Below are 24,131 nucleotides of genomic sequence, written 5' to 3'. Positions count from 1 at the left end.
TTCCGGGCCCCTACTGCCCGGTAGACATGCCGTCATCACGCCTTCACAGCCGGTAGTCTGGCGCCCCGGCGAAGCGAGGGCGGACCGTCTCCGGCACCCAAGGGGATTGGTACGCCCAGGACTTCAGCCATGACCCGAGGAGATGACACACACGTGACCGGTCACCACTCACATGCCGGCGAGGGCTTCGACGCCCCGGCGCCGGAGAGCGCGTACGCCGCTGCGCTGGGGCCGGTGGCCGAGGACGCGGCGGTGACCCGGCTGCGGACCGCGCTCAGGCACGACGGCGAGTACCCGCGGGCCTCCCTGGAACGGGAGTTCCGGCTGCGCCGGGCCGCTCTGGCCGACCGCCTGGCCCTGCGCAGCGGTGACGAGAGCGACGCCACCGAGGCCGCGCGCACCGCGTACGAGCTGCTCGCCTTCGACCTGGCCGACGGGCGGTTCGTCCTGGGCCCGGCCGGGCCCGCCTTGTCCACGTGGGAGGCATCGGCCCGGCCGTACGTGCGCCAGGAGTACGAGCGGTGGGCGGAACTGACCGACGGAGGCCGCGACGCCACCCTGAGGGGACCGGGCGGCAGCTGACCCCCGGCCCGCCGTCCGGCCGCGGGCCGCGCCCGGTCAGGCCGGTGGCCCGCCCCGGTCGCGAGCCGGCCTGCCCGGTTCGCCGGGCGGCGGCTGCGCCCCACCCCCTGTCTCGGCTCCGTTCGGCCCGTCCGAGGTGTGCACGGTGAACCGGAAGGCCAAGCGGACACTCCGCGCTCGCACGCGAACCGGCTTCGGCCCCCTCGGGGCCACGCCGGTTCCTGGCGGTGCGTCGGGCTACGGGTCGACGGTGATGCCGAAGGTGGAGGTGGTGTTCCGGATGTTCACGTCGTTGTCGTTCTCCACCAGGTGGTTGAAGGCGACCGAGCCGACCGCCGGCCCCTGGCCCGACCCGGGCATCGGGCCGGCCCAGATGCCGTAGCCGGACTTCCCGGTGCCGTAGGCGTCGTTGCAGGCGTGCGCCCCGGTGATGGTGGTGTTGGTGAAGACGGTGTCCGTCACCGGGTTGAGCGCGGCACCGCCGACGCAGTCGCGCATGCTCAATCAGGGTGCTGACACTTCTGATCAGGGTGCTGACACTGGGGGCACAGCTCGTGGCGGCCCTCGGGTGTGATCACGGTGCCCCAGCTGAGGCATTCTTCGCAGCCGCGGGCCCGGTCGATGTTCGCGCGGACGGTAGGAGCATGGGGGTGGGCTCCATGGGTCATGGGTGATTTTCCTCTGTAGAGCGCTATCACTTGCGCCCAGTTTGCCATGGTTCGTATAGATATGTGGCATGGGTCGTCGGTGCTTGTGATCTGCCCGCGCTACAAGACACCGGTCCACGGCAAGCGCACGGTGCGCCCGGGGTGCGGGCGGGTGTCCGGACGTCGTGCGGGGCTGGGATCCCTGCCCTGGCGGGTCCGCCGCCCCCCCTGTCGGGCGACCTGTGGGTCTCCATGTTTCCGGTGCACCTCCGGCTTGTACGCTTGTTCGCCTGGAAGGTCTGCGGTTTTTGGAGGGAGGCCCCGGTGCGCGTCCGCCGGTGGATATGTGTGGTCGCGGGAGCCGTCGCGCTGAGCAGCCCGACGGTCGCCTACGCCCGCGGTGGGGGTGGCGGTCACGGGTTCGGTGGTGGCGGCGGTGGCGGGGGCAGCCACGGCGGTGGCGGTGGCGGCTTCCACGGGTCCGGTGGTGGCTCCGGAGTCGGCTTCGGGACCGGTTTCGTGGCCGGTAGCGGCGGGCTCGTCGCCGTGCTGGTGATCGTGGCCGTGATCCTGCTGATCCTGTGGCTCAGGTCCCGGCGCCGCAAGGCGGCGTTTGCGGGCGGCCTGAACACGGTCTCGGACCGTACGGCGCACCGTGCGGACGAGCAGGCGCGCGAGCGCTCCGCCCAGGTCTCGGCCCGGGTCGATGCCATCGCCGACACCGATGCGACCTTCGACCGCGCGGCGCTGGAGCAGCGCGCGGTGTGGCTGTACGGGACGGCCCAGCGGGCGTGGACCGGACACGACCACGCGACGCTGCAGCGGATCCTGTCCCCGGTGCTCTACGTCAAGTGGTCCGAGGAACTGCGCGACTACGAGTCGCGTGGCGAGGTCAACGTCGTGGAGATCATCGACGGTCCGGTCGTCGAGCTGGTCGACGTCGCCAACCGGGCGGGCGAGGTGAACGACACCGTCACCTTCCGGATCACCGCGACGCTGCGCGACTACGTGCGCCGTGGCGACGGCCGGCAGGCCGTGCGCAAGGACGGCTCGACGCGCCCCGTCGAGTACTGGACGCTGCGCAAGAGCACGGCCGGCGAGTGGATCGTGTCCTCGATCGAGCAGGCCGCCGAGGGAGCGCACCACCTGAGCAACGCCATCGAGACCGACGGCTGGGACCAGAAGGAGGTCGCCCGGGACGCGGTGCTTGAGGTCGCGCAGAAGAGCACGGTCACCGGGGCGAGCGACATCCTCTCCCTCACCAACATCTCGTGGAGCACGGACGCCGACCGTGCCGCCGGCGATCTGAGTGTCCTCGACGGCCGGTTCGACAGAGCGGTTCTGGAGGTCGCCGTCGAGCGGTTCCTTGAGGAATGGGTCATGAACGACGGCAGCCTCGACTTCACCTCCGTCCGCACGGCCCGCCGGACCGTCCTGCGCGAGGCCACCGTCACGTCGGTCACGGTGCGCTCGCTGGTCTCACGCGACCCGGTCGTCTTCCGGGTCGCGGTCGACGCGCAGGGCGTCTACTACGAAGTCGACCGACGCACCGAAGAGGTGCTGCGCGGTGACGCGCACAAGCGCAGGCCGATCGCCTTCACCTTCGACCTGCGGCTGGACGACACCTCGGCCAAGGCCTGGACCGTGATCGACGCCGACACGCAGTAACCACACCCCACCGCCGCCACCCCCGCCATCGCCCGTTGGTTCAGCATCCTTCCCCGACCGTGGCGACGGTCTCGGTCCGGTACGCGCGCAGGCCCCGGCTCTCGTAGTTGCGCAGCGCGTTCGGGTGGTCCTCGGTGTCGGTGTGCAGCCAGACCCGCCGCACGGCCCCGGCGTCGAGCGGCTCGGTGGCCCACGCCTGGCGCAGCGCGAGCGTCAGCGCGTAGCCGCCGAGCCCGCGCCCGACGTACTCCGGGACGAGCCCGAACGTGGTGATCTCCACCTCGCCGCCCGGATGCGGCTCCAGGTTGGCGACCCCGGCGGGCTCGCCCTCGTACGTCAGCAGCCAGTACCGGCGCCGGGGATGCTCGGCGAGGTGCGCCGCCCAGTCGGCAGCGGTACGGGCGGTACTGCGCCAGCCGTGCGGCGCCCCGACCCGCGCCTGCACGGCCTGCACCTCCGGGGACGCCCCGTCGGCCGGGACGAGGCCCAGTGCATCCACGGCCGGCGACGGCCGCAGCCGGCCCGGGTCGGTCATTTCCAGGTACGTGACGGTCTTCTCCATGCCGGTGACACTACGGTCCCACCCCGCCACGCCCACCACCGGGCCGCAGCCGAAGCACCCCGCCCCCGCCCTGCCGGGCCCCCGGACCCTGTCCCGCCAACCTCCGCCGCCCGCAGGCGCGTTGCGGCTCCCCGGCCGCGGCCGGTGCCATGAGCGATCATTGGCCACGGCCACTGCCGGCCGACCAGGAGAGACGACCCGATGGACGAGGACGCCAGCCTGCGCCGTTTCGGCCTCCGCCCCGACCGCACGCACCTCGGCGAGATCCGCGCACTGCTCGGCGAGCACACGGCACGCGAGAAGCACGCCCAGGGCGAGGGCGACCGGCTTCGATCTTGCCCTAGGGTGGCGCCATGGACGAGCGCGAGGAGTGCGTCGAGTACGCGGTGCCGGTCCTGCCGAGCCGGGACCTGGGGGAGACGTCGGAGTTCTACGCCCGCCTGGGCTTCGAGGTGCGTGGGCGCTGGGGCGGAGAGGACGGCTACCTGATCGTTGTCCGGGGCACGCTCGAACTGCACTTCCGCCACGATCCCGACGTGGACCCGCTGGCCACGGCCGGCAGCTGCTACCTGCAGGTCCGTGACGCGGACGCGCTCCACCGGGACTGGGCACGGCTCGGCGTGCCCACCGAACGGGCCACCGGCAGCCGGCTGACGGCGCCCGTCGACACCGCCTACCGGATGCGGGAGTTCGCGCTGGTCGACCGCAGTGGCAACCTGCTGCGCATCGGCAGCCCGGGCAGGCAGCGCTGAGGCCAACGGCATTCGCGACCACGTGAAAGGCACCGCACGCCGGGTCCGCGCTTCCTGCGTCGATGCGTCGCGTGCGGCGGCGAGCGGGCCGCGATCCCGCCGGTCCTTTGGCCGCTGCCCGCCCGTCGAGCGGCCGACGCGGTGGCGGCGCCCTCGTTTCGGCTACCCGTACGCCTCGTGGACGCGAGGACGGACGAACGCGAGCACACCGGCGGCGACGAGGGCCCCCAGCGGCAGGTTGACGGCGAAGGCCCAGCGCCACGACAGGTGGGTGGTCAGGTAACCGCCGAGCAGGGGTAGGCCCGAGGGCGGCGGTGCCGCCGATGGTGGAGCCCCAGACGGCGAAGGCCTGCGCGCGTTGCCGCCCCCGGAAGCCGGCGTTGATCAGCGCCAGCGATGTCGGGAGCATCATCGCGCCGCCCGCGCCCTGGACCAGGCGGGCGCCGATCAGGGCGGGGCCGCCGGTGGCCGTCGCGGCGGCGAGGCCGGCGGCGGTGAAGACGGCGGTTCCGGTCAGGAAGACCCGGCGGCGCCCGAGGCGGTCGCCGGTGCGCCCGGCCAGGAGCAGGAGGGCGGCGAAGACGAGGGTGTAGGTCTCCTGCACCCACTGGGCGTCGCTGGAGGTGATGTGCCGGTCGTCGACGATGCTGGGGATGGCCACGTTGACGATCGTGGAGCCGACGATGATCAGGGCCACGCCGAGGCTGATCGCCACGAGACCCCACCAGCGGCGCGGACCGGCGGCCGTGGCGCCGGCCGGGTCGGACGTGTTCGCTCGGGCGGTGCTGCTCATCGTCACTCCTCGCTGGCAGGTCGGTGGTCCGACGGGAGGGAGGTGGGGTGGTGCGGGCGACGGTGTCCGCGGCCCGCACCCGGCGGAGTCCGGGGGCCGGTCAGGTGCCGTCCTCGGGGGCGGGGGGCCGGGCTTCGGGCCGGCCCGGCCACCAGAAGCGGCGGCCGGTCAGCAGGACGAGTGCGGGGACGAGGACGGTGCGCACGAGGAGGGTGTCGAGGAGGACGCCGAGGCCGACGATGACGCCGATCTGGGTCAGGGTGACGAGCGGCAGGACGCCGAGGACGGCGAACACCGCGGCGAGCAGGATGCCGGCGCTGGTAATGACCCCGCCGGTGGAGGCGAGGGCGCGCAGCACGGCGGTGCGGGTGTCGTCGCCGGCGACGGTGTCCTCGCGGGTGCGGGCGATCAGGAAGATGTTGTAGTCGACGCCGAGGGCGACGAGGAACAGGAAGGACAGCAGGGGGACGCCGGTGTCCAGGGCGGGGAAGTCGTAGAGGGTCCGGAAGACCGTCCAGCTCGCACCGAGGGCGGCGAAGTAGGACAGGATGACGGTGGCTACCAGCAGCAGTGGCGCCACGACCGCGCGCAGCAGGGCGACGAGGACGAGCAGGACGATCGCGAGGACCAGGGGGACCACGACGCGGGTGTCGTGGGCGTTGGCCCGCGCGGTGTCGTAGGCCTCGGCGGTGGGGCCGCCGACGAGGGCGCCGCTGCCGGGCACGTCGGCGACGGTGCGGCGGAGCTGCTCGATGGCGCGGTCGGAGGCGGCGGTGCCGGGGGCGGCGTCGAGGACGACGTCGGCGCGCGCCCACCGGTCGGTGTGCGGTCCGGGGCTGACGGAGGAGACACCGGGGACCCGGCGGGCTGCTTCGGCGACCTGGTCGCTGCCGGCGGTGCCGGAGACCAGGGTGAGCGGGTCGACGGCGCCGGCGGGCTGGACGGCGGCCAGTGTCCGCTGGCCGAGGACGGCTTCGGGGGTCCTGCGGAAGGAGTCGGACCGGGCCAGCCCGGTCTTGAGGCCGAGGGTTCCGGATGCCAGGACGAGCAGGACGGCGGTTCCTGCCACTGCGACCCGGGCGGGGCGCCCGGCGACGCCCTGGCCGATGCGCGACCACACGCCGCGGCGGTCGGCGGTCACCGGGGCGCCGACCTCGGGGACCAGCGGCCAGAACAACCACCGGCCCGGCAGGACGAGGGCGGCCGGCAGGACGACCAGGCCGAACAGCATGGCGGTCAGGATGCCGACGGCGCCGGCGAGGCCGAGGCCGCGGTTGCCGGTGAGTTCGGCGGCGAGCAGGGTGAGCAGGCTGAGGACGACGGTGGTGCCGCTGGCGAGGACCGCGGGGGCGGTGCCGCGCCAGGCGCGGGCCATCGCGGTGAACCGGTCGTCGGTGAGGTGGAGTTCGTCGCGGTAGCGGGAGACGAGCAGCAGGGCGTAGTCGGTACCGGCGCCGAAGACGAGGACGGACAGGATCCCGGCGGCGGAGGCGTCGACCTGGACGCCGGCGTGCGGGGCGACGGCGCCGACGAGGACGGCGGCCGTGCGGTCCCCGAGCCCGACGACGAGGAGCGGGACGAGCCACAGGATCGGGCTGCGGTAGGTGACCAGGAGCAGGACGGCGACCACGGAGGCGGTGGCGATCAGCAGGGTGGTGTCGGCGCCCGTGAAGACCTTGCCGATGTCGGCGCGGACCGCGGGGGCTCCGGTGACCTCGGCCTGGAGCGGTGCGGGCAGGTCCTGGGACGCGGTGAGGCGGATGCGGTCGACGGAGGCGGTGTTGTCGCCGTCGCCGGCCCCCGTGGGCAGCAGGACGGCCACGGTGGCCACCGTGCCCTCGATCGTCTGCGGGCGGGAGGCGTCGGGTGCGACGCCCAGCGGTGCGAGGGTCGCGGCCCGTCCGGCGATCACGGCCTGCTGGGCTTCGGTCAGGGGGCTGCCGTCGGTGTTGCTGTAGACGACGATCGCGGGTGCGACTGCTCCGGAGGGAAAGGTCCTGACGATCTCGGCGACCTTGGCGGACTGCGAGGACGCCGGCAGGGAGGCGCCGGTGGCCTGGGTGGTGGTGGCGTCGGAGGGGCCGAGCATGAAGGCGGCACCGAGGCCGACCACGGTCAGCAGGAGAACCAGCCAGGCTGTGCGGCGCCCGCGGCGGGCTCGGGATCCGGGGACTCGGGACCCGGGGAAGGGTGTGGAGTCCGCGGGGCGCCGCCCGGAGAGGCGGGTCAGGGCAGGGGACACGACAGGCACCCTCTAAAGTCGTTAAGTAGCTTAGTGATTTCTACCGTGTCAGAATTGCCGTCATGGCGCAACACCAGTCATTCGGACCCGAGGCGCGATCGGATGGCGCAGCCCCCGAAGCGGAAGTGCCGCAGGGAGACGAACTCTCGGGTGCGCTCCGCGAGGTCCTGACGTTGACCCAGCTGGCCCGTGCAGCGCTCGCCGAGCGTCTCGGCATGCCGCTCACCAACGTGGAAGCCGTCGAGCACGTCATCATGGCGAAGGGCTCCGGAGCCCCGATCGGCCCGGTCGAGCTGTCCCGTCGCCTCGGGGTGACGAGCGCGGCCGGCACCCAGTCGGTCAACCGGCTCGTCGCCGAAGGGCACATGACCCGCGCGCCGCACCCGGCGGACCGCCGCCGGCAGGTCCTGGACGTGACCGACAGCGGCTTCGGCCACGTCATGGGCGAACTCGCCCCGCTGCTGAGTCTCCTGGTCCACGCCGCGGACGACCTCGACCGGACCGAACGCGCCGCGGCGCGGCGCTACCTGGAGCAGGTCGCTGCTGCCTACCGCGTCTATCTGGCGGCCGGCACCGAGCACCAACCCCCGACCGGGCCGACCGGCCCGACCGGCCCGACCGGGTCCCCGCGCGCCGAGGGCGCCGGGCCGTGACAGCCCGGTGCCGTGGCCGGCGCAGATGTCGGCCCGCCTCCGAACGCGGCGCCGGCACGGCCCCGACCGCATGGCGGTCCCGGGACTGAGCGGACGCCAGGACGGCGAGCACGTCGTCCGGTTCACGGACGGCGATGCCGGGCGGAAGCCGTACGAGGCCGAACCGGGTGCGGGCCGCGGCCTCTCCCGAGCCCGTTGCCGGCGGCCCTCCCGCCGGCCGGGGCCGCGTGCCCCGCGGGCGGCTGCGGGGACAGCGCCGCAGTGAGGCGGTCGAGCATGTCGGTGTCGGCGACGGCGTCCAGGATCGCCAGCAGCACATCGAGCAGAGGACCGTTGCCCGCCGCCACCGCCCGGCAGATCAGATCCACCAGGTCGGTTGAGCCCGGCCGGCGGGAGCGGGCGACACTCACGGGATACCTGCCGCGCGGTTCACCGGGCCGATGGCGCCCGGCGCGCGTCCGACCCGCACGCACCGGGCACGGCGCCGTGGGTCACCGCTGTGCCAGCACCCGGGGAAGCCGCTCGGCGACCGCGTCCGCGAGACGCTCGAACTCGGCCCGCAGGAACGGCGCCGCGAGGCGAGCCAGGCCGTGAAAGCGCAGCGACGCGCGGTAGACCACCAGTGTGCGGCCGTCCGAGGCGCGGACCGTGATGTCGTCCGTGGCCGTGACGGTACGGTTGTGTCCGACGAAGACCAGCCGGTCGGGCCGGTACTCCTCCAGGCGGTAGCCCAGGTCGGTCTGCCGCCCTCGAAACCGCGAGGTGTTGCGCCAGCTCGCCCCCGCCACGAGCGGACCGGGGTCCAGGCGCACGCAGGCCACGGTGCCCGGATCCCACTCCACCGTGTTGCCGAAGTCCGCCAGGTACCCCACCACCTCCCCGGCAGGGCGCCCGACCATCATGCTGCGCTCCACGCTGATCATCAGCTCGCCTTTCCGTAGTGGCCCGCGGCGTCTGCGGGCCGCCGCCCTCCTGTTCGATGCGGACGCCTCCGCGGATGGGCTGCCGTGGCCGAGCACGCGGGACACCGGCGGCCCCGGCGTGCCCTCTTCTGGCGGTGCGGAGGCCGTGGGCTCGCGCCCGGGCCGTCACGGGCCTTGGACGTTCTCACGGGCCTTGGACGTTCTCACGGATCTCGGGACGTTCTCACCGGGAGGCGTCCACAGGTCCGGGTCGTGCCGGCGCCGGGCCGCGGCCAGGTGCGGGCCCTCACGCCAGGACCGGGGCAGGCGCAGGGCCGCCTGTCGGAGCAGCCTGGCCTGCGCCGTCACCAGGGGGTCCGTGGCCGGGCAGACGGGCAGGCCGTACATGCGGCGCGCCCACGGCGGCAGCAGGCCCACCGCACAGCCGACCAGCGCCGCCCAGGCCGGACGAAGCGGGCCGGCGAGACGGGCCCAACCGTGCAGGGGCGGCAGCACGGCGAACCGCATCGCCTCCCGAGCGGCCGGTGTCACCCGCAGCAGCGGGCGCACCGACACCATGTAGGCGTCCAGGTCCCTCACGCCGGTGGGAACCGGGAAGTCCTGCGGAACGCCGACGAGGTGGGCCACCCGCGCCTGCTCGGCGAGATAGCGGTCCGCTTCGGCCTCGCCGAGGGCCAGCCCGCTGCGCCGCGCCACGGTCAGGAACGAGCCGACCTCCGCGCAGTGGACCCAGGTCAGCAGCTCCGGGTCGTCGGCCCGGTAGGACCGGCCGGTTTCCGGGTCGGTCCCGCGCACGTGTTCGTGGATCAGCCGAACCCGCTGGACGGCCTCGCGGACTTCGCCGCCGTTGCCGTAGGTCACCGCGCCGACGAAATGTGCCGTCCGGTAGAGCCGGCCCCACGGGTCCTCGCGGAACGCCGAGTGCTGCGCCACCGCGGCCATGGCGAGGGGGTGCAGTGCCTGCAGGAGCAGGGCCCGTAGGCCGCCCAGGACCATGGGCGGGTCGGCGTGCACGGTCCAGGACACCGAGTCGGGTGTGAACAGTCCCGCTGCGGGGACCACCGTCGGGCCGGAAGACCTGCCGTTCATCGCGGGCCCCGCAGTGCCGTGCGCATCCCGGGCCCTTGCCGAGGCGGCAGGGTGTCGGCCCGCGCGCAGCGCGCTCATGCCGGGCGCCCGGGGAGTCCGGCGGGCTCGGTCGGTCGGGCGAGGGCGGGTGCACTGCCGTGGTCGGCGGGACACGGGTGGCGGTGACGCCAGTAGGGGTTGTCCAGCGGCAGCTTGCCACTGACGCGGCCGTACATGCCGAAGGTGGCGATCACCAGCCCCATCGCGAAGCTGAAGAGCACGTTCGGGATGCGGAAGGCCAGGATGTTGGCCGAGGAGTCCAGCAGCGCGAGGTTGACGAAGCCGCTGAGGACGAACAACGAGCCCACGGTGATGTTGACCGTGGAGGCCACGGTGCCGCCGATCAGCGCGCCGGCGATCAGCACCACCGCCGTCACCACCGACACCAGGCTGAGCAGGCCGTTGCTGGAGAGGCCGGCGATCCGCTCGCCGCTGGTGCTGAAGAACGCCGGCCCGTCCGCGAGCCCCAGGCAGCCGAAGACCAGTAGCGCCATGCCGCACAGTCCGGCGCCGGCACGGTAGACCTGGGAGAGGTGGTGGTCGACCGGACGTTCGTCCTGCAGTTTCATGGTCCGCTCCGTTCCGGGTGATCCTTTGAGCGCCGTGCGGCCCTCACCCGCAGCTTCGGACGCAGCGGTCGTCGGCCGCATTCGCAGCGGTGCCGCAGCGTTTCACCCCGGCAGACGCGGGCGGTATCCGGTACGGAGCCCGTCCGTCTCGACCGGGCTCAGTACGACCGGCACGGCGGCCCACGGCCCCGCAGCCCGCTATCCCTCCTGCCTGCCTGACCCGAACCGGAGCCCGGAAACGTGCGACTGCTCCTCACCTCTGACACCCACGTTCCCACCCGGGCGCGCTCGTTGCCCGCTCCTCTGCTGCGCGCCATCGACGGGGCCGACGTGGTGTTCCACGCCGGGGACTGGATCGACACCGCCACCCTTGACCTGTTCGAGGCCCGGGCCCGGCGGCTGATCGCCGTCCACGGCAACAACGACGGACCGGAACTGCGCAGACGGCTGCCCGAGGTGGCCCGTGTCGAACTGGCGGGCCTGCGTTTCGCGCTCGTGCACGAGACGGGCCCCGCCCGGGGACGCGAACAGCGGTGCCACTCGCGCTTCCCGGACGCGGACGTCCTGGTCTTCGGTCACAGCCACATCCCGTGGGACAGTCGCGCCCAGGGCGGACTGCGGCTGCTCAACCCCGGCTCGCCGACGGACCGGCGCCGCGAGCCCTTCGCCACCTACCTCACCGCCCGCGCAGAGGGCGGCCGACTCGACGTACGCCTCCACCGGCTTCCACCGCGCTCCTGAAAGGGCCGTGCACCGGATCACGGGAACGCCGACGACAGCGGGCGACGACCGGCCGCGCATGACGGAAGTCCGCTACGCGGCCTCCTGCCCGTGCCCGGTCTGGCAGCCGCTGCGGGCGGGGCGAAGAGGCGTGCAGCCTGACGGTGATCCAGTCGGCCGTAGCCCGCAGGCGGGGAGCGGCGCGCGCGGGCCGGCGTCGGCAATCTGCCGTATCGCGGTCGAGTGACGTCCGGAACAGCTTCGGTACGGACCGGGACGTGTACCGACCGCCGGGTGAAGCTCGCGTGCCGGCGGTGATCGCCCTGGCAGGCGGGGGCGTTGACAGGGTGTGGGCTTAGCCTGGCGCTGTGATGAGTCGAAATCGAACCTCCCGTACCGGCGCAGCCGTCCTCGTGGCCGCCGGTCTCGTGTTCCTCACCGGCTGCGGTGGCGGTGGCGGTGGCGGTGCCAGTGCCAGCAGTAGCAGTAGTGACAGCAAGGCGAGGCAAGTCGGCTGGTACCGCACGGTCGGCGACCTCTGTGCGGTGATGGGCGATCCGGGCCTGCCGGGACAGCTGAGGCGCTCCATACCGGTGACGAGCGAGGGGATCGAGAGCGACCCGTCCACGACGCTCAGCTGCAGCTACGACGCCGGTCCGGCAACGGAGGACTGGCGGGTGACCGTCGATGCGGTGGTCTTCGAGGCGGCCCACGGCTGCCACTGGCTGGAGGTCGACGCGGACATCGCCAAGTCCCCGCTCGGCGGCCCCAAGCCGACCGAGACGCGGAAGTTCGAGATGACCGACGGCGGTGGGCTCGGCCAGGAGGGCTACCAGTCGGCGGTCCGGCACCCGCTCACCGACACCATCCCCGGGCCGGTCGACCAACTGTCCTTCAAGTCGGCCGTCTGCGACGGCAATCTGAACCTGACGGTCGACATCGACTACGGCGCGGGCTCGGGGATGTCCGCGGACTACCCGGGCGCGCTCGACAAGGCGGAGGAGGCGTCGCGGAAGAAGGCCGCCGAACTCCTCAAGGGGGCGCGGGAGAAGCTGTACGAGCGTGCGATGAGCCCACAGCCGACGGCTTCGTGACAGGCGCGCGCCGGTGCCCCGGGTGTCGCCGCACCCGGGGCCCGAGAACCGGAGTTCAGCTGCGGTACCGACGGGCCGGGAACACCCCGAGGACGCAGGCCACGCAGGCCGCCGCCGTCGCCGCCGCGATGCGGGGGAGCGTGCGGGTGCCTGTCGCCGAGGGAGTGCCGGCGTTCCCCGCCTCGCCCCGGCCCGCCTCCACGCATTCCCGTACCCGGCTCATCACCGCATCGGCGTTGCCCACCTGTCGCGTCGGCACCGTCCGGGCGGCGCTCGTGGTCCGTGCACCGGTGGTCGTCACCACCGGTACCAGCGGCGTCGGCCGCCGGCATCGTCGACGGTGCGGACCACGAAGCCGAGGAGCCACACCGCCAGGACGAACAGAGCCACCCACCACAACACCTTCAGCGCGAACCCGAGGCCGAAGAGCACGACGGCGAGCAGCAGTACGAGCAGAAGAGCACCCATGGATCGGTCATCTCCTTCGTCTGTTGTCTGTTCTCTGTTGAGGACGTACATGCTGCTGACCCGATCGGCGGGATGTATGCCTCGGAAGCGGCCTGCGAATCCGGACGATGCCCGGAACCCGCCCGCCCACCGGCTGCTCCGGGGCGGGGCTCCGGCGCCCGAAGGACACCCGCCTCGCCCTGGAGGACGCCGGGAGTACCGGTCGAGAGGAGGGAGTGTCGGCGCAGGCTGCGGCTCGGTGCGGTTTCTTGTTGGCGGACGCGTCAGCGGGGTAAAGATCGCACAGGCCCTGCGGCAGATCGCGTGGGCGGAGGAGCGGAGGAACCGTGGCAGACAGCCGTTTCAGTGAGACCATCGCCCAGTTGGAGGCGGAGCTTCCCGGGATCGAGGCCCGGCGGCGGCGCCTGGAGGACGAGCTGACCGCCGCCGTGGCGCGTGAGAACGCCGTACGCGGCGCCATCCAGAGCTTGCAGGCCCTGGGCGGACTGCCGGCCTCGCAGGACCTCACGCCGGTGGGCGGCATTCGGGCAGAGGCGGACGCCATCATTGGGGACCAGCCGCAGCATTTGGCGGCTGAAACCGGGGCGGCGCCGGACGGGGGCGGGGAGCAGGCCGAGAAGACCGACACGGGCACGGACACGGTCACGAAGACGGCGAAGAAGGCCACCGTCAAGAAGGCGGCGCCCGCGAAGAAGACCACCGCGAAGAAGGCGGCGCCCGCGAGGAAAGCCACCGCGAAGAAGGCCGCGGCCGAGAAGACCGCCGGCGGCGCGCGGCCGCGCACCGCGGTGAAGAAGACGGCCGCGACCCGGAACACCAGGCCGGTGCGGACCGGCGCGGAGCCGGGTCCCGAGGTGAGCGAAACGGCTGCTTCCGTGCCGGGGCGGCGAACGACCGGTGCCACCTCCGAGACCGTGCTGGCCGTGCTGGCCGACGCCCAGGAAGCTCTGCGCGCCCGGGAGGTGACCGCCCGGCTGGGAATCGAGGAGTCGGAGGACAACGTGAAGGCGGTGCGCACCATGTTGGAGCGCCTGGCCAAGGCCGGCCGGGCGCAGCGCCCGGGCCGTGGACTGTACGCGCAACTGGAGGGCTGACCCGCGGGCCCAGCCGTGCCGACGGCCGTTCGCGCATCCGAGATGCCGGGAGGCCGCCCCTGTGGGCGGCGGCCTCGTGTGCCGTCCCGGGGCCTCGGTGTCCGCCCGGTCGGGGGCGTCCTCGCTGTGCGGGCCGGCAAGCGGGCGGCCGAGCGGCCAGTGCCCAGCGTTGCCGGGTGATCGTGGGGAGCGGAAAATGGGCATGGGAAGTGTGCCTTGGGAAGGATCTTCCGATGACATGGCGAATCGAGGGGACGTATTTCGAGAACTGCAATTGCAACATGGTGTGCCCTTGCTCCACCTCCGGCTTGTCGGCTCCGGCGGACTACGACCGCTGCCATGTGCTCCTGGCCTTCCACATCGGTTCCGGTCAGGTCGATGACGTCGACGTGAGCGGCCTGACGGTCGCCGTAGTGGCCGACACCCCGCAGCTCATGAGCGAGGGCAACTGGCGCATGGGCATGTTCATGGACGAGACGGCCTCGCCCGAGCAGGCCGAGGCGCTCGGGGCGGTCTTCTCCGGTCGGCGAGGTGGCCCGATGGAGGGGCTCAGCCCGCTGGTCGGCGAGATGCTCGGTATGGAGGTCGCCCGGATCGACTACGTCGATGACGGCCGGCGCCACCGGGTGAGGATCGGCAACGCGGTCGACATGGAAGTCGAGGACTTCGTCTCACCTCTGGACGAGACCGGAAAGGGCGTCAGGGTCAGCGGGGTGGGCTTCCCGGCGGACACCCTCGCGGCCGGGGTCGCTACCAGGTCGCGGGTGAACGCTTTCGGTCTCGTGTTCGAAAACGAAGGGAAGAACGCCTTCTCGGCGCCGTTCTCCTGGGCGGCCTGAACGTCGCCACCGCCTGCTCGACGGCGTAGCCCCGGGCGAGTCGGCCTGGACGCCCGCTCCGGCCGGCACCGTGTTCCTGGAGAAGACCCGGCGGCATGGCAAGGCGCTCATGGGGCAACCGGCAGCCCTGGCCGGGCCGTTCTCAGTCCGAGTTCGGGACTGCCGGTGAACAGGCCGGACTGCGGCGTGACGTCGAGTGCGCGAAGGTGCGACGGTAGGCGGTGGGGGTGGTGTCCAGTGCGCGCCGGAAGTGCAGCCGCAGGTTGGCTGCCGTGCCCAGCCCGCAGTCCCGCGCCACCTGCTCGACCGAGCGGTCCGTGGTTTCCAGCAGCTCCCGCGCCCTGCCGAGCCGGGCGTTGAGCATCCACTGCAACGGGGTCGTGCCCGTCTCCTCGGTGAAGCGGCGCATGAAGGTGCGCTGCGAGAGGCCCGCGTGCCGGGCGAGCACGCGCAGTGTGAGCGGCTCGCCGAGCCGCTGCAGGGCCCATCCGCGGGTACCGGACAGCGACGCCTCACCGGCTACCGCGACGGGAGCCGGCACGTACTGGGCCTGCCCGCCGTCTCGGTGTGGGGCGGCGACCAGGCCGCGGGCGATCTGGTTGGCCACCTCCGCACCCAGGTCGCGGCGCACGATGTGCAGGCACAGGTCGATGCCGCAGCACACCCCGGCCGAGGTGAGCACGTCGCCCTCGTCGACGTAGAGCACGTCGCGGTCGACGGTGACGGCCGGGAAGCTCTGTTCGAACTCGTCGATGTGCTTCCAATGGGTCGTGGCGTGCAGTCCGTCCAGGACGCCCGCCGCGGCCAGCGCGAAGGCGCCCGTGCAGATCGACACCACGCGCTTGCCCCGCTCGCGGGCTCCGGACAGTGCGTCGAGCACGGCGTCCGGCAACGGGAGGATCGGGTCGAATCCCGGCACGATCACGGTGTCGGCGGTGCGCACCTGCTCCAGCCCCCCGTCGGCGACCAGGGCGAAACCCGCGCTGGTGACCACCTTCGCCTCCAGCGCGCACAGGTCCATCACGTAGGCGGTTTCCGGCCGGGTGGTGAAGATCTGCGCCGGGATCGCCAGGTCGAGTGGGGTGACCCCGTCCAGCGCCAGGACCGCGACTCGATGCACTGTCATGGCAAGATCCTATCGAAGATGGGAAATTTTGCCTCTCACCAGGTCAGGACGGTCGCGGCCAAGCTGAAGACATGACCGCACCTACCCACGAGGCGACCGACGGCCTGATCGCGCTGCCCGGCACACCGCTTGCCGACGCCGTCATGAACCTCATCCGACCGGTGGAAACGCCATCCGTCTTCAACCACAGCATCCGCAGCTACCTGTTCGCCCGGCTGGTTGCCGGCCGCCTCGGCCTGGCCGTCGGCCACGACTACCAGGACGACCTGTTGTTCGCCGCGTGCGCGATGCACGACCTCGGCGTGGCGTCGGACGGCCCGCACAGCCAGCGGTTCGAGGTCGAAGGTGCCGACCGGGCCGCCGCGTTCCTCACCGACCGCGGCGTACCCGCGACCGATGCCGACCAGGTCTGGCAGGCCATCGCCCTCCACACCTCCCCGGGTATCGCGGAACGCCGCGGCACTCTGTGCGTGCTCGTCCGCGAAGGCGTCGCACTCGACTTCGGCGGCCCACTGGGCGCCGACCACGTCGACGCCGTCACCGACGAGCAGGCCGACGCCGTGCACGCCGCCTATCCACGGCTGGACATGATCCGCTCGCTCACCGACGCGATCGTCGCGCAGGCCGCGAAGAACCCGAAGAACGCACCCCGGTACACCAGCCCCGGCGAATTCCTCCGGGAACGCGAGACCTTCGGCCGGACCCAGCTGGAGCACGCCTGCCGTTCGTCCCGCTGGGCCAACTGATTCCAGGACTCCACGACCCCGTCAACCGAGAGCAAGGAAGCACTGCACATGACCGTCCACACCGTCGCGGTTCCCGAGGACAACCCGGTCTTCGGGCGAACCACCAGCGCCTTCGCAAGCTTCGGCTATTCCGCCGCAGTCCGCGCGCACGGCCTCCTGTTCATCGCCGGAACGATCGGTCGCCGAGCCGACGGAACCATCCCGGACACCATCGAGGAGCAGACCGAGATCGCCATCCGGAAGATCGAGGAGATCCTTCGACTGGAGAACCTCGACACGTCCGCCCTCGTCGACGTCACCAGCTACCACGTCGACATCCGCCGGCACCTGCCCGGCTTCGTCGAGGCCAAACAGCGCCTCGTCAAGGCGCCCTACCCGACCTGGACGATCATCGGGGTCAGCGGTCTCGCCAGCCCGGGACTTCTCGTCGAGATCCGCGCGACCGCCGCGTATCCCGACGCGTCCCGGTAGACCTCCACTCCTGGGCCCGCTTCCGGGCCCAGGAGCCCTCACGACAGAAGTGAGGTTCGTTCCTGCACAAACGGGCCTTCGCAGCGGCCGGATGTCCCCTCGATCCAGCGGCTCCCGGCTGCTGTCGGCCGGACCTGCGCGCTCACCCGCGGAGCCGCACCGGCAGGCGCGTCAGCCCCCGCAGCATGGTGCTCGGCCGCCACACGAGGTCGGCCGGGTCGGCGTCGAGGGTGAGACCGGGGTGTCGCTCGATCAGGGTGCGGAGCGCGATGGCGGCTTCGACGCGGGCGAGCGGCGCGCCGAGGCAGTGGTGGATCCCGTGGCCGAACGCGAGGTGCCCGGCGGGTGCGCGGTGGAGGTCGAACCGGTCCGGGTCGGGGAAGTGGCGCGGGTCGCGCGAGGCCGCCGCGAGGGAGACCAGGACGCTGTCACCTGCCGGGACGGTGGTGTCGCCGATCCGCACCGCTTCGGTGGCGAAGCGGAACGCGGTGGACTCCACCGGGCCGTCGTGGCGGAGCGTCTCCTCGATGGCGGCGTCGACGAGGCCGGGATCGGCGCGTACGGCGGCGAACTGCTCGGGGTGGGCGAGCAGGGCGAGGACCGTGCCCGAGATGAGGTTCACGGTGGTCTCGTGGCCCGCGACGAGGAGGAGGAACGCCATCCCGAGCAGTTCCTCGGCGGACAGTCCGTCGGCCGGCGCGGAGACGAGCGCACTGAGCAGGTCCCCGCGCGGGTCGCTCCGGCGTTCCTCGATGAGCGCGGTGAGGCGGTCGGTCATGGCACCGACCGCGGCGCCGGCGGCCTCGGCGGAGCTGGGCGCGACCAGCTCGGTCGACCAGGCGTGGAAGCCGTCGCGGTCCGTCTCCGGTACGCCGAGCAGTTCGCAGATGACGGTCATCGGCAGCGGCAGTGCGTACGAGGAGATGAGGTCGAGGGAGCCCGCGGCGGCGGGCAGCGCCCCGAGCAGCGTGTCGGCGATCTCCCGGATGCGCGGGCGCAGCGCCCGGATCCGGCAGGCCGTGAACTCCCGGGCGACCAGCCCGCGCAACCGGGTGTGCCGGGGCGCGTCGCTCTGGAGCATGTTGACGCCGATGGCGTGGCCGCCGTCGTCGGCCCACGAGGAGGAGTACCGGATGTCGTTGCTGAGCCGGGGATCGGTGAGCGCGGCCCGGGCCTCGTCACGCGCGACGACCAGCCACGCCTCGCCGGACCCCGGGACGAGCACCCGGTGCACCGGCCCCTTCGCGCGGAGCGCCGCGTAGACGGGGTACGGGTCGGTGGTGACGTCGAGGCCCGCGGGGGCCAGGTCCTGGAGCGTCGGAGCAGGCATGTGTGTGTCCCCTCTGAAACCGGGGAGGTATCCCCGGATGTGGGTCGACCCTATCAAAACGGGGATGCATCCCCATTTCTGACGGGTGACTGGATCCGACGGCGCCCGCAGCGCCGCTCATGCCGCCGCCCTTCGCCAGTGGCCAGGCCCGTCACGAAGGGACGGGCCCCCGGCGTGGGCCTTCGCAGGATCACTCCGGTGATGCGCTGTCGGTCGGGCCCTTGGATCTCTGCACGGATGCACTGCAGGCCACCATCCGTGGCGCCCACGACTGGCACCACGCCTCCACCCGGTACCGCGGGTAGCGGGTGGCGTCACAGCTGGGCGTCCTTCGTGGCCTCCGAACGGGACCGGACCTGCGTCGCGGTTTCACGAGGTGGTGAGCGTGGCCAGGGCGTCCTGGGCGCAGGCGGTGGCGGCGGCTTCGGCGTCGGCGGGCGGGATGTCCTTCAGGGTGAACCCGGACAGGGTGTGCGCTTCGTAGCGGACGGTGATGAGCGCGTTGCGCTGGAGCACCACGAGGTCGACGTGGCCGAAGCCGCTCACGGTGGTGTAGAGGATGGTTGCCTTCTCCCCCAGGCCGGGAACGGCGTGGTCGTCGGTGATCTTCATGCCGGCGGTGGCCGCCAAGGTCCGGTCGCTGGACAGTGTTTGCTGGTAGATGCGGTCGGCGAGCGGGGACAGCGTGACCACGACCTGCATCGTGGTCAGGCCGGAGGTCCTGCTGTCCCAGCCTCCGGTCGCGGACGCCGCGCCCTCGACGGGCTTCTGCTCGGTGCAGGCGGCTCCCTTCGCGTAGCGGTCGACCGTCTCGGGGCGCAGGAGCGCGCAGCCCGCGACGACCGTGGTGTAGGGCGCCGTGGCCGGGGTCGCCGGGCCGGAGGACGCGGGCGTGGCCGTGGCGGTCGGCGTGGTCGCGGCGGTCGTTGTCGGGGTGACGAGGTTGGCCACCAGGCCCAGGACGAGCGCTGCGGTGCCCGCGCCGGCCGTGATGCCGCCGAGCAGCCAGGTCCACCGACGGGTGGGTCCGGCCGGGCGGAGGTCCGCCGGGTCGGGGAGGGTGGCGGGAGTGGCCTGTGCCGGCAGGGGCCGTGTGTTCGGGAGGGTCGGCAGCGGCTGCGTTGCGGGTGGGGTGTCCTCGATCTCGGCCATCTCGTGATGAACCTTTCGGGGCCTGTCAGCCGGCTGACAGGTGATAGGCGGTCAGGGTGGGCCCGTAGCCGAGCAGTAGGAGCGAGTCCTGGGTGAGGGTCTGTGGGGCCCCCGGCTGCCGGGCGAAGGTCTGGTGCCACTGCGGGGTGCCGGCGGCGCTGGTGAGGGACTGCAGGGTGATTCCGCCGACGGCGGTGGGCGCGGTGACGAGGACCGAACCTCCGGTAGCGCCCCGTACGGTGGCGGCGCCCTGCGCCGACGGCCAGGTCCACGTGGTGCGCCCGGTGTGCAGGTCGACGCCGGACACGCCCTGCGGGCCGCCGGTCACGACGACGGCGGCGTCGTCCGCGCACCCGGTGACGGCGCCGGTGTGCGAGCCGATCCACAGGCGGGCGCCCGCGGTGTCGAAGGCCGCGGTCACGGTCCGGCCGTCGGTGGCCGTCGTCGCGGCCACGGGCAGGCAGGTCACCACGCCCTGGCGGAGCGAGAGCGAACCCAGGTACGCACCGGTGAACATGGTCGCGGAGGCGGGTGGAAGACCGCTGGGCGCGCTCCAGTTGCTGGTTCCGTTCTGGCCGTCCACGGCGGCGAGGGCGAGATCGGGGGTCAGGGCGTAGAGCCGGCTCCCGCCCGGCGGCGCGTACAGGTCCTGGGCGTCGAGCGACCAGCGTGGGCGTCCGGTCGCGCTGTCGAGTGCCACGAAGCGGAAGGCACCGCCGACGGCCCGGTCCAGGTCTCCGAGGAGCGTGACGATCAGCAACCCCGCCGAGGGCATGCCCTGGATGCGGTAGGAGGTGCCCAGCGCCGTACCGCTCCACAGCCGGCGCCCTCCGGCGGCGTCGTAGCCGTGCAGTGCTCCGTCGGGTCCGGTGACCAGCAGCAGGCCCGGCAGCGGCAGGGCGACGGACTGCGCACCGGGAACCGTGTCGGACGAGCGCCAGAGCGTGGCACCTGTGCGGGCGTCACGTGCCTGCACCACGCCGCCCGGGTCCACGGACCACACCCGGCCGCCGTCGCCGACCGGGAGCGTCCCGGCCTCCGTGGTGCTGTTCCACAGCACCCGTCCGTCGGAGCGGTCGTAGCCGACGGTCCCCGTGCGGTCCGCACACACCACCGCCGCCGGGCCGCAGCCGACCGGCGCCATGCCGGCCCGGGGAAGGGCCACCGACCAAGCCGTCGGGGGCGCCCCCGACGTGCCCGGCCACAGCGCGCGGGTGACACCGCCCGCAGCGGCGGTGGCGAGCAGTGCTCCGCCGAGGACGAGCAGCCGGCGCCGGGTGCCGTTCGGATCGCTCAGCACCCGGGCCAGTTCGCGCTCGCGTCGGCGTACGGTCCGCTCCGCCTCTCCCAGCCAGTCGGTGCCGACCGCCGGTCCGTACCGGAAGGCCTCGGTGAGCTCGGCCGGTGCGGGCCGCCGGGCCGGATCGCGGTCCAGACAGCGCACCAGCAGTCCCGTCAGCTCCGGTGGCACCCCGTCCAGGTCCGGAGGCTCCTCGGAGGCCCGGTAGATCAACACCGCGGGCGGTCCCTCGCCGAAGGGCGCGCGGCCGGTCGCGGCGAAGGCCAGCACGGCGCCGAGTGAGAACAGGTCGCTGGCGGGGGTGAGGTTTAGCCCTGCCGCGTGTTCGGGAGACATGAACCCGGGGGTGCCGATGATCTGGCTGTTCGCGGTGGGCAGTGCGTCGGCCGTCGGCTTGCTGATGCCGAAGTCGATGACCCGCGGTCCGTCCCGGGCGACCAGGATGTTCGAGGGCTTCAGGTCCCGGTGGATGATCCGGGCGCGGTGGATCGCGGCGAGCGCCTCCACCAGTCCCGCTCCCAGGGTCTGCAGCGCGGGCCCGGCGAGCGCGCCGTGCCGCGCCACGGCCTGGTGCAGGGACGGGCCGGCGACGAACTCGGTGGCCAGCCAGGGCACTTCCGCTTCGGTGTCGGCGTCCACCACGGCCACGGTGTAGGCCCCGTTGACCGATCTGGCCGCTGCCACCTCCTGGGCGAACCTGCGCCGGAACTCGACGTCGGTCGCGTACTGCTGCTGCACGGTCTTGACCGCGACGGGGCGTCCGCTGCCGGTGGCGGCCAGGTAGACCGCGCCCATGCCCCCCGCGCCGAGGTTTCGCAGGATGCGGTACGGGCCGACGCTCTGTGCGCTCATGCGCCACCGACCCGGAAGGCGCGCAGCGTGGTGGCGGAAGCGCAGTAGAGCGTCCTGCCGTCGGCCGCGGTGGTCCACCGGCCCTCGTCGGAGGCCGGCCGCACCGTCCAGCGGACCGCGCCACTGGCGGCGTCGAGGACGACGGCTCCGAACGGCCCCCGGGACAGCGGGACACCGAAGAAACCGTCCCCTGCGGACGGCGTCCGGAAGGCACCGTCCCCGCCCGGATCGGTCACCGCCGCGACGGTGGAGTGCCACAACCCCTTGCCGGTCGTGACGTCCAGGCAGTAGGCCGTGCCCAGGGCCCCGGACAGCAGCAGTCTGCCGGTGCCGAGTGCACAGCCGAAGACCGCCTGCGGAACCGGGGGAGCCGTCCAGCGCTGTCGCCCGGTGGCCGGGTCCAGGGCCAGGACCGACTGGCCGTTGACCACCACCAGAAGGTCGCCGGCACGCATCAACCGTGAGGGCACCGAGGCGCTCCCGGCCGTGAGGCCGGCGGCCTGCCACTGGGAGGCGCCGGTTCGCACGTCCACCGCGTGCAGGACGTCCCCGTCCCGGTAGTAGCACCTGCCGTCGGCGACCAGGCCCATCGAGCTGCCGGAACCGCTGAGCAGGGACTCCATGTGGCGGGCCATGCCCACCGCCATGTCCTGGGCGACCTCGTGTTGCCACAGCACCTCCCCGCTGCCCAGGTCGGCCCCGACGACGACTCCGCCGCCGGTGTCGGACGTCTGCCGGGCCGTCACCACGGTCCGGCCGTCCGCGCCGAAGACCCGCAGGCTCATCGCGGCGTACATGTGCTGCTCGGGCGGCACGGCGAGCGGGATCCGGTGGTCCTCGGCCGCAGCGTTCAACCACACCAGGCTCGTGAAGTCCGTGGACGTCCCGTAGAGCAGCCCGTTCTGCGCCTGGAACATCTGGACCTCCTGCCGGGACCACGCCGGACGCCCCGTCGAGCCGTCGAGGCCGGTCGCGCCCAGCCCCTCGCTCCACCACACCGGCGTTGCCCCGAGGACGGACAGCTGATGGCCGACCGTCACACCGCTGAACGGCCGGTCCCACAGCGGGGCCGGAGCGTCGGGCGAGGGGCTCGCGCCACCGGTGTCGGCTCCCCACGCGTCCACGGGCTTGCCGACCGTCGCCGTCCCGGCGGCCACCCGTACCCGACGGGTGAGCAGCAGCGGCACGCCGACGGCCGCGGCCGCACCCGCGCCGAGCCCGGCACCGAGGCCGAACAGACCGCGACGGCTGAGCGACTGCCACGTCCGCACCGGCAGCGCGGGCGGGTCGGCGGGCGGCGCGGCCAGGTCGGTCCCGGCCTGCCGCTCCCGGGCCTCAAGGTCGGCCAGCAGTCCCGGACTCAGCAGTGCCGCCGGATCGGCCGGAGCCAGCGCGGCCAGCACGGCCGCCGCGACGGGCCGCCGGGCGGGGTCCTTGTCCAGGCACGCGGCCACCAGGGGGCCCAGCGCGGCGGGCACTCCGCAGAGGTCGGGCCACTCGTACACCACTCGCCGGTTGATCTGCGCGGGCTCACCGGTGCCGAACGGGGTACGGCCGGTGAGCGCGTACACCAGCAGGCAGCCGAGCGAGAACACGTCCGACGCGGCGTGGGTGACGGACGCGGAGACGATGCGCTCGGGCGCGATGTATCCGGGCGTGCCGCACACCATGCCGGTCCGGGTCAGGTGAACGGCGTCGAACGCACGGCTGATCCCGAAGTCGATGACGCGAGGGCCGTCCCGCGCGATCAGCACATTGCCCGGCTTGAGGTCACGGTGCACCACTCCCACTGCGTGGATCGCGGCCAGCGCCTCCGCCAGGGCGGCCCCCAACGCCCGTGCACCCGCCTCACCGAGCGGCCCGAACCGCATGACCACCTCGCCGAGCGACGGCGCGGGCAGGTACGCCGTGGCCATCCAGGGCCGGGAGCCGCGCGGCTGCGCATCCACCACGGGCGGCGTGTGGAACCCCGTCACCCGCCTGGCGGCCTCCACCTCCTGCCGGAACCGGTCCCGGAACTGCGGATCCTCGGCGTACTCGGGCCGGATGACCTTCACCGCGAGCAGCCTCAGCCCGGGCGAGCGGGCGAGGTACACCATCCCCATGCCGCCCTCGCCCAACGGCCGCAGTAACTGATGGGGGCCCACGAACACGGCCGGCTGCGCCTTCATGCCTCCGGTGCCACCTTTGGCAGCCACCAAGCCTCCCCCAGTGCGACACCGCCGTCACGGACGGACCGACAGACAGAGTGACACGTACGACGCACCCGGCGAATCCCTTCCCCACTATTGGGGACGCCCATCCGCCGACCAGGCGGACCGGAGGCGCCCGACTCGCCGCTCGACAAGCCGGGATGAGAGCCACGCGCTCCGGAGGGGCGAGGACGGCGAACCGGCGAACCGGTTCAGCGGGACTCGCCA

22 protein-coding genes and 1 pseudogene are annotated in these 24,131 nt (G+C 73.0%); 10 read left to right on the top strand and 13 right to left on the bottom strand.

From position 1 onward, the window contains the following. The first annotated feature begins 153 nt into the window (after positions 1-153). Positions 154-582 carry a hypothetical protein gene (locus ACZ7KX_RS25865; protein ID WP_470328534.1) on the top strand — a complete coding sequence of 143 codons (429 nt, stop codon included), beginning with the start codon at positions 154-156 and terminating at the stop codon, positions 580-582. A 237-nt stretch (positions 583-819) separates the two neighbouring features. Here ACZ7KX_RS25865 and ACZ7KX_RS25860 read toward each other — a convergent pair whose 3' ends face one another. Continuing rightward, positions 820-1,080, bottom strand: coding sequence for a hypothetical protein (locus tag ACZ7KX_RS25860; RefSeq protein ID WP_470328533.1), 261 nt, complete (start codon positions 1,078-1,080; stop codon positions 820-822). 473 nt (positions 1,081-1,553) lie between these two features. Between ACZ7KX_RS25860 and ACZ7KX_RS25855 the strand changes: the two genes are divergently transcribed. Then, positions 1,554-2,897, top strand: a complete 1,344-nt coding sequence (locus ACZ7KX_RS25855; protein ID WP_470328532.1) for a Tim44 domain-containing protein — start codon at positions 1,554-1,556, stop codon at positions 2,895-2,897. 40 nt (positions 2,898-2,937) lie between these two features. Here the strand turns inward: ACZ7KX_RS25855 and ACZ7KX_RS25850 are convergent, their stop codons facing one another. Then, positions 2,938-3,459: a GNAT family N-acetyltransferase gene (locus ACZ7KX_RS25850; protein WP_470328661.1), complete on the bottom strand. Its 522-nt coding sequence runs from the start codon at positions 3,457-3,459 to the stop codon at positions 2,938-2,940. A 353-nt stretch (positions 3,460-3,812) separates the two neighbouring features. Here ACZ7KX_RS25850 and ACZ7KX_RS25845 point away from each other — a divergent pair, with 353 nt between their 5' ends. Then, positions 3,813-4,211, top strand: a complete 399-nt coding sequence (locus ACZ7KX_RS25845) for a bleomycin resistance protein (RefSeq protein ID WP_470328668.1) — start codon at positions 3,813-3,815, stop codon at positions 4,209-4,211. Between the two features lie 358 nt (positions 4,212-4,569). On the opposite strand, the pseudogene ACZ7KX_RS25840 reads toward ACZ7KX_RS25845, so the two are convergent. Beyond that, a pseudogene (locus ACZ7KX_RS25840) lies at positions 4,570-5,004 on the bottom strand (MFS transporter); the annotation flags it as partial. A gap of 100 nt (positions 5,005-5,104) precedes the next feature. Further along, the gene (locus ACZ7KX_RS25835) at positions 5,105-7,117 is read right to left on the bottom strand and encodes an MMPL family transporter (RefSeq protein WP_470328531.1); all 2,013 of its coding nucleotides are present in this window, start codon (positions 7,115-7,117) and stop codon (positions 5,105-5,107) included. A gap of 254 nt (positions 7,118-7,371) precedes the next feature. Here ACZ7KX_RS25835 and ACZ7KX_RS25830 point away from each other — a divergent pair, with 254 nt between their 5' ends. After that, positions 7,372-7,899, top strand: coding sequence for a MarR family winged helix-turn-helix transcriptional regulator (locus ACZ7KX_RS25830; RefSeq protein WP_470328530.1), 528 nt, complete (start codon positions 7,372-7,374; stop codon positions 7,897-7,899). 491 nt (positions 7,900-8,390) lie between these two features. On the opposite strand, the gene ACZ7KX_RS25825 is transcribed toward ACZ7KX_RS25830, so the two are convergent. From ACZ7KX_RS25825 to ACZ7KX_RS25815, 3 genes are all read right to left on the bottom strand, one after another. After that, complete coding sequence (locus tag ACZ7KX_RS25825; protein ID WP_470328529.1) at positions 8,391-8,822, bottom strand: SRPBCC family protein; 432 nt, start codon at positions 8,820-8,822, stop codon at positions 8,391-8,393. A 165-nt stretch (positions 8,823-8,987) separates the two neighbouring features. Beyond that, positions 8,988-9,848 carry an oxygenase MpaB family protein gene (locus ACZ7KX_RS25820; protein WP_470328528.1) on the bottom strand — a complete coding sequence of 287 codons (861 nt, stop codon included), beginning with the start codon at positions 9,846-9,848 and terminating at the stop codon, positions 8,988-8,990. A 137-nt stretch (positions 9,849-9,985) separates the two neighbouring features. Further along, entirely contained in the window at positions 9,986-10,519 is a 534-nt protein-coding gene (locus ACZ7KX_RS25815) for a DUF4383 domain-containing protein (RefSeq protein WP_470328527.1), read from the bottom strand. A 240-nt stretch (positions 10,520-10,759) separates the two neighbouring features. On the opposite strand from ACZ7KX_RS25815, the gene ACZ7KX_RS25810 reads away from it, so the two are divergent. Both ACZ7KX_RS25810 and ACZ7KX_RS25805 read left to right on the top strand, forming a co-directional pair. Next, on the top strand, positions 10,760-11,260 hold the full coding sequence (locus ACZ7KX_RS25810) for a metallophosphoesterase family protein (RefSeq protein WP_470328526.1): 501 nt from the start codon (positions 10,760-10,762) through the stop codon (positions 11,258-11,260). 350 nt (positions 11,261-11,610) lie between these two features. After that, entirely contained in the window at positions 11,611-12,333 is a 723-nt protein-coding gene (locus ACZ7KX_RS25805) for a hypothetical protein (RefSeq protein WP_470328525.1), read from the top strand. A 297-nt stretch (positions 12,334-12,630) separates the two neighbouring features. Here ACZ7KX_RS25805 and ACZ7KX_RS25800 read toward each other — a convergent pair whose 3' ends face one another. After that, positions 12,631-12,801, bottom strand: coding sequence for a hydrophobic protein (locus ACZ7KX_RS25800; RefSeq protein WP_350524502.1), 171 nt, complete (start codon positions 12,799-12,801; stop codon positions 12,631-12,633). A gap of 326 nt (positions 12,802-13,127) precedes the next feature. Here ACZ7KX_RS25800 and ACZ7KX_RS25795 point away from each other — a divergent pair, with 326 nt between their 5' ends. Both ACZ7KX_RS25795 and ACZ7KX_RS25790 read left to right on the top strand, forming a co-directional pair. Further along, positions 13,128-13,895, top strand: a complete 768-nt coding sequence (locus ACZ7KX_RS25795) for a hypothetical protein (protein WP_470328524.1) — start codon at positions 13,128-13,130, stop codon at positions 13,893-13,895. A gap of 233 nt (positions 13,896-14,128) precedes the next feature. Beyond that, complete coding sequence (locus ACZ7KX_RS25790) at positions 14,129-14,734, top strand: DUF1326 domain-containing protein (protein ID WP_470328523.1); 606 nt, start codon at positions 14,129-14,131, stop codon at positions 14,732-14,734. Between the two features lie 142 nt (positions 14,735-14,876). On the opposite strand, the gene ACZ7KX_RS25785 is transcribed toward ACZ7KX_RS25790, so the two are convergent. After that, positions 14,877-15,860, bottom strand: coding sequence for a GlxA family transcriptional regulator (locus tag ACZ7KX_RS25785; RefSeq protein ID WP_470328522.1), 984 nt, complete (start codon positions 15,858-15,860; stop codon positions 14,877-14,879). Between the two features lie 71 nt (positions 15,861-15,931). On the opposite strand from ACZ7KX_RS25785, the gene ACZ7KX_RS25780 reads away from it, so the two are divergent. Further along, on the top strand, positions 15,932-16,606 hold the full coding sequence (locus tag ACZ7KX_RS25780; RefSeq protein WP_470328521.1) for an HD domain-containing protein: 675 nt from the start codon (positions 15,932-15,934) through the stop codon (positions 16,604-16,606). Positions 16,607-16,654: 48 nt separating this feature from the next. Next, complete coding sequence (locus ACZ7KX_RS25775; protein ID WP_470328520.1) at positions 16,655-17,077, top strand: RidA family protein; 423 nt, start codon at positions 16,655-16,657, stop codon at positions 17,075-17,077. 142 nt (positions 17,078-17,219) lie between these two features. On the opposite strand, the gene ACZ7KX_RS25770 is transcribed toward ACZ7KX_RS25775, so the two are convergent. From ACZ7KX_RS25770 to ACZ7KX_RS25755, 4 genes are all read right to left on the bottom strand, one after another. Then, on the bottom strand, positions 17,220-18,407 hold the full coding sequence (locus ACZ7KX_RS25770; protein ID WP_470328519.1) for a cytochrome P450 family protein: 1,188 nt from the start codon (positions 18,405-18,407) through the stop codon (positions 17,220-17,222). Positions 18,408-18,776: 369 nt separating this feature from the next. After that, positions 18,777-19,559 (bottom strand): hypothetical protein, encoded by a 783-nt coding sequence (locus tag ACZ7KX_RS25765; RefSeq protein WP_470328518.1) that lies wholly within the window; start codon positions 19,557-19,559, stop codon positions 18,777-18,779. A 25-nt stretch (positions 19,560-19,584) separates the two neighbouring features. Continuing rightward, the gene (locus ACZ7KX_RS25760) at positions 19,585-21,711 is read right to left on the bottom strand and encodes a serine/threonine-protein kinase (RefSeq protein WP_470328517.1); all 2,127 of its coding nucleotides are present in this window, start codon (positions 21,709-21,711) and stop codon (positions 19,585-19,587) included. Further along, positions 21,708-23,882, bottom strand: coding sequence for a protein kinase domain-containing protein (locus ACZ7KX_RS25755; RefSeq protein ID WP_470328516.1), 2,175 nt, complete (start codon positions 23,880-23,882; stop codon positions 21,708-21,710). The genes ACZ7KX_RS25760 and ACZ7KX_RS25755 overlap by 4 nt, the downstream gene beginning before the upstream one ends. Between the last annotated feature and the right edge of the window lie 249 nt (positions 23,883-24,131).

The organism is Kitasatospora sp. NPDC038210 (assembly GCF_055600605.1).
The sequence above is the reverse complement of the archived record's forward strand: the minus strand, read 5'-3'. Positions and strand labels throughout refer to the sequence as shown.